At 73.4% G+C, this 5,421-nt stretch carries 3 protein-coding genes; all 3 read right to left on the bottom strand.

What is annotated here, in order from left to right; translation table 11 throughout:
* Nucleotides 1-77: 77 nt before the first annotated feature.
* Complete coding sequence (locus tag M4J07_RS46550; protein WP_255983228.1) at nucleotides 78-1,742, bottom strand: glycosyltransferase family 2 protein; 1,665 nt, start codon at nucleotides 1,740-1,742, stop codon at nucleotides 78-80.
* Nucleotides 1,742-3,964: a CDP-glycerol glycerophosphotransferase family protein gene (locus M4J07_RS46545; protein ID WP_255983226.1), complete on the bottom strand. Its 2,223-nt coding sequence runs from the start codon at nucleotides 3,962-3,964 to the stop codon at nucleotides 1,742-1,744. Before M4J07_RS46545 ends, M4J07_RS46550 begins: the two co-directional genes overlap by 1 nt.
* 1 nt (nucleotide 3,965) lies before the next feature.
* A partial coding sequence (locus tag M4J07_RS46540) for a CDP-glycerol glycerophosphotransferase family protein (protein ID WP_255983224.1) occupies nucleotides 3,966-5,421 on the bottom strand: 1,456 nt, incomplete at its 5' end.

Genomic DNA, 5,421 nt, shown 5'->3' with positions numbered 1-5,421 from the left:
GCACTCGCCGTGGGGCATGATGCGGCAGACGCGTCTGCGCGCCGGTGGGGGCTGAGCGCGCAGTTCCCCGCGCCCCCTCACCGCACCAGCCGTACCGCCTGACGGACCTTGCGGCCCCACGGGCTGCGCCCGACCCGCCGTGCCACCGGCCCCACCACGCTCGCGGTCAGCCCGACCGCCTCCCACCGCACCTGCAACCGCCCGGACCCCCGGCCCTCCGGCTCCACCGTCACCCGGTGGTGGGCCACCTCCGCGGTGAACGCGGGGAAGTCGAGCGGGGCCAGCAGGAGCCCCGTGTTGCGCGGGCCGCCCGGGGCCTGGAGCTGGAGCAGCGGGTGCCGGACCCCGTCGAAGCCCTGCGCCGGCAGCGGGGCCGACGCGAGGTCGAGCAGGACCCGGCCCTCGAAGACGCCCGGCCGCACCGGATCGAGCCGGAACCGGACCGTCATGCGCTTGCGGCCGGGAGAGATGAGCAGCGAGGCGACCTGGGGGCCGACGGGCAGCCGCAGGCCCGGGTCGTACGTGCGCACGTGCAGTGCGACGGAGGCCGGTCCAGGACCCCGCCCGACCGACACGATCTCGTGCCGGAACTGTGCCCGGGGGAACGGCCGCGCCTCCAACGCCAGGTCGGTCAGGTCGAGTTCACGCCGCCCGGTGTCGGAGTCCGGCACCCGGTCGCCCCAGTAGACGGCGCCTTCTTCGTCGACCGACGTGACCCGCGGAGCGACCCCGTGGCCGAGGCCCCGCGCCGCGGTCCGCGCGTCGTCGAGCCGGCCGTCGCGGACCAGCTGGACGACGACCCGCTCGGCGCGCGGCAGGCGGGCGAACGCGCCGGGGGAGAGGCGGGCCAGGTACGGGGTGACGAGGGCGGCGAAGCCGCGCAGCCACTCCTCGTCCCGGTACGGCAGGTCGCCCGCGTACATCCGGACGTCGTGCTTGAGGAACTTGTAGTCCTTCGCCTCGCGCAGCGCCTCGCTGTAGTCGCCGTCGGCCAGGAAGGCGTCGATGAGCTCCTGGACGTGGATGCGGTCGCGGACGTTGCTCAGCTTGTGCCGCTGGTTGGAGATGGAGGCCGCGGACTCGGCGACGTACGGCGCGATGTACCAGCGGTAGACCGGCTCGGGGACGATCCTGAAGGCCTTCGCCAGGCAGTAGGCCTGCGCCGAGAACAGCTGGTCCTCGTAGTGGATGCCCTCGGGGAAGCGCAGGCCGTGGCGGTCCAGGAAGTCCCGCGCGTACATCTTGCTGGTCGACAGGTGCTCGAAGAACAGGCCGGGTTCGGCCTCGATGCCCAGGACGGTGCGGCCCTCGGCGACCAGCTGCGGCATCCACGTCGACGTGCGTCCGGTGTCGACGCGGACCCGCTCGACCGCGCCCATCGCGAAGTCGACGGCCGGTTCCTCGCGGTGCGCGGCGAGGAGCAACTCGACGGCGCGCGGCGGCAGTTCGTCGTCGCTGTCGAGGAACATCAGATACGGGGCCCGCGCGATGTCGAGGGCCCGGTTGCGCGGGGCGCTGCAGCCGCCGCTGTTCTCCGGCAGCCGCAGGTACGTGATGCGGTGGTCGGCCGCCGCCAGCTCCCGGGCCACCTCGGGAGTGCGGTCGGTCGAGTGGTCGTCGCTGATGATGATCTCGATGTCGCCGTGTGTCTGCGCCTGGAGCGAGGCGACGGCGCGCGGCAGGCGCTCGGCGTCGTTGTAGACGATGACCGTGACGGTGACGTCGGGGGTGCGCGCGGGCATCAGCTGGTCGCCTCCTCGGGCGTGGGCGCGGGGGTGCGGGACTCGACCGGGACGACCGGCGGCAGCGCCTCCTCGGGCTCGCCGAGGAAGACCCGGCGCACCACGCGCTCGGCCGCGTGCCCGTCGTCGAACTCGCAGAACCGGCGCCGGAAGTGCGCGCGGGCCTTGGCCGACGCCTCGTCGCGCCAGGCGCCGCCGGCCAGGATCTCCGTCAACTCGTCCTGGGTGCGCGCCACATGACCCGGCGGCTCGGCCATCAGGTCGAAGTAGGTGCCGCGCGTCTTCGCGTACGTCTCCCAGTCGTCGGCGTAGCTGATGATCGGGCGGTCCAGATTCGCGTAGTCGAACATGATGGACGAGTAGTCGGTGATCAACGCGTCGGCCGCCAGGGCCAGTTCCTCCACCGGGTCGTACGTGGACACGTCGATGACGCGGCCGCTGCGGCGCAGCCCCGCGAGCGGGGAGGCCGTGCCGCCGTAGAAGTAGTGGCCGCGGACCAGGAGGACGGTGTCCTCGCCGAGGCGTTCGGACAGGGCCGTCAGGTCGAGGCGCGGGGTCCACGTCGCCTCGTAGTCGCGGTGCGTCGGCGCGTAGAGGACCGCCCGCTTCCCCGGCGCGATGCCGAGGCGGTCGCGGACCGCGCGGATGTCGGCGGCGGTCGCGGCGTAGTAGACGTCGTTGCGCGGGTAGCCGTGGTCGAGCGACGTGTAGTGGGAGGGGTAGGCGTGCTCCCACATGCGGGTGGAGTGGCTGTTCGCGCTGACGCTGTAGTCCCACTTGTCGATGCGGGACAGCAGGGCGTCGAAGTCGAGGCCCTTGGACGCCGTCGGGTAGTCGAGCTGGTCCAGGCCCATCTTCTTCAGCGGGGTGCCGTGGTGCGTCTGGAGGTGGATCGCGTCCGGGCGCTTGACCACGGCGTTCGGGAAGTTGACGTTGTTGGTGAGGTACGCGGCGCGGGCCATCACCTCCCAGTAGCGGCGGGTGCCGGGCACGACGTGGTCCGTGCCGGGCGGCAGCAGCGGCTCGGTCGCCTTCGACACCACCCACACCGGCCGGACGTGCGGGGCGAGTTCGGCGAGCTTCGCCGCGATCGCGCCCGGGTTGCAGGCCACGCCCCGGTCCCAGTACGCGGAGAAGACGGCGAGCTCCGGGTCGACCGGTGTGCGCAGCGCCCGCTGGTAGTAGTGGTCGCGGACCTTCGCCCCGGCCTTCTTCTTGCCCGCGCGCACGGCCGCCTTCAGATCGCGGCGCCGGTGGTTCGCGGCCTGGAACGCGCGGTACTTCGTGTACGCGTCCTCTTCGAGGAGCCGGCGCCTGATGCCCTCCAGGCCGCCGGGCCGCCGATGCCCCGCGGGCTCCCAGCGGACGGCCGCCGCCGACGCCCGGTGGAAGAACTCCCGCGCCACCTCGTCCGGCATCGTCTCGCGCGCCACGACCCGCATGGCCTCCGTGGCCATCAGGTCGTAGAGGACGGCGCGCGGGCGGGCCGGGGTGCGGTGGCGCTGCATCAGGCGCTGCAGGTCCTCGTACGCGCCGATCAGCCGGTACCGCTGCTCGGCGGTCACCGGCGGCAGGCTCTGCGGCCGCAACTCCCGTACGTCGAGGGTGACGTGCTCGGTGCAGGCGATCCGGTCGGCGAGCACGAGCGCGGCCCGGGCCGGGTACATCTCGTCGGCGGCGGCCAGCTCCTTCTCGTGAGCGCGCCAGAACGCGGCGCGCAGGGCGCGGTTGCCGAGGAGCGGCGTGACGCGCAGCAGGCCGGGGGCCTCGCCGAGGGTGACGTCGCGGCGGCCGACCGCGGCCAGGTACCGGGCGTCGCCGCCGCTGCCGCCACCGCTGGAGCGCCAGGTCGAACGGACGTGGTCCGCGACCACCACGTCCACCGCGTCCGGCACCTCGGACACCCGGTCGAGCAGGGCCCGCACGCCGCCCACCGGCGGCCGGTCCTTGGCGTGCACGAACCACAGCCAGTCGCCGCGGGCCCGCCCGGCCCCGGCCGCCCGTGCCGCCGCGTCCGACGTGCCGTCCGGCAGCGGGACGACGGTGCCGCCGTGCCGCACCGCCACGTCCTGCGCCTCCTCGCCGACGGCGGCCGTCAACAGCTCGACGCCGGGCTGCAGTTGGCCGGTCACGGCGTCCAGGCAGGCGCCGAGCAGGCCCTGGACGTCACGGCCGTGCACGATGACGCTGAGCCGGGGTGCCGCCGGGTTCGTCGTCGTCATCTCAGGTGCCGCCCTTCTCCAGCATCCGGTCCACCACGCGGCGGGCCGCCCCGCCGTCGTCGAAGTCGCAGAACGCCGAGCGGAACTCCGCGTACGCCCGCTCGTACGGTCCGGTCGCCGCGGTCACGTCCCGCAGCGCCGCGATCAGTTCGCCGGACGTCTGCAGGAGCGGGCCCGGCGCCTTCTCCTCGAAGTCGAAGTAGAAGCCGCGCAGCCGGTCCCGGTAGTGCTCCAGGTCGTACGTGAAGAACAGCATCGGCCGGCCCGTGACCGCGAAGTCGAACATCACCGAGGAGTAGTCGGTGACGAGGACGTCCGCGACGAGCAGCAGATCCATCACGTCGGTGATCCCGGCCTGCGCCGACACGTCCCACACGAAGCCGTCGCCCGCGCCCGGCACCGGCTCCACGACGTGCGCGTGCGGCCGGATCAGCAGGACGTGGTCGTCGCCCAACTCCCTTCTGGCCGCGTCGAGTTCGATGCGCAGGTCGAGCAGGAAGCCGCCCCGGTGGCGCTGCTTGTCCTCGCGCCAGGTCGGCGCGTACAGGATGACCTTCTTGCCCTCGGGCAGGCCGAGCCGCTCGCGCATCCGCTGGGCTCGCTTGGCGCGGTCGGCGGACAGCAGCACGTCGTTGCGTGGGTAGCCGGCCTCGACGAGCTCGCCCTCGTAGCGGAAGGCGCGGCGCAGGATCGGGGTCGAGAAGCTGTTGGGGGACAGCAGCATCGACCACTGGTGGCGCTCGCGGTCCAGGTCGTCGAGGTAGGCCGTGGAAGCGAAGTGGTCGTTGTCGAAGTCGAAGCCGATGCGCTTGAGCGGGGTGCCGTGCCAGGTCTGCACGATCTGCTGGCCCGGGCGGCGCTCCAGCCACTTCGGCAGGTGGGTGTTGCCGACGACGTAGCGGGAGCGGGCGAGAGCCTCGTAGTACTCGGGGCTGTGCACGCGCAGCGCCCGGGCGGTGGGCGGCACCTCGCACTGACCGTCCTTCACCACCCAAAGGTGCTCCAACTCGGTGCCTCTGCGCACCAGTTCCTCGTGAATGGCGCGGGGCGAGTCGCCGTACATCCGGCCGCCGAACACGTCGTAGACCACGGCGTCGCGCAGTGGCTCGTGGCGGGCCAGCGGGTACGTGTGCTCGCGCAGCCGGGTCTGGCGGTGGCGGCTGCGCTCGGCGGGGCGCAGCTCCGAGTGGGCGAGCAGGGCGAGTTGGTCGTACTGGCGGGCCTGCAGCTCGATCCGCTTGCCGGCCGCGGTCACCTCGGCCGGGAGGTCCTGGTACGCGGTCGGGGCGAGCTGCACCGAGCTGCGGCTGCCGTCCCGGCGCTCGACCGACGGCCACCAGAAGCCGGAGCGCAGGGGGAGGGCGGAGTCGGGCGGGGCCGGGGTGAAGACGGCGCGGAAGCGGCCGTCGGTGGCCTCGGCGGGGAACGCGTGCTCGTGGCCCGACCAGGTCTGGCGC

It is taken from the genome of Streptomyces longispororuber (assembly GCF_024448165.1).
GTDB classification, from domain to species: Bacteria; Actinomycetota; Actinomycetes; order Streptomycetales; family Streptomycetaceae; genus Streptomyces; species Streptomyces longispororuber_A.
Note: the sequence above shows the minus strand (reverse complement) of the source record. Positions and strands in the feature narration are given on the sequence as shown.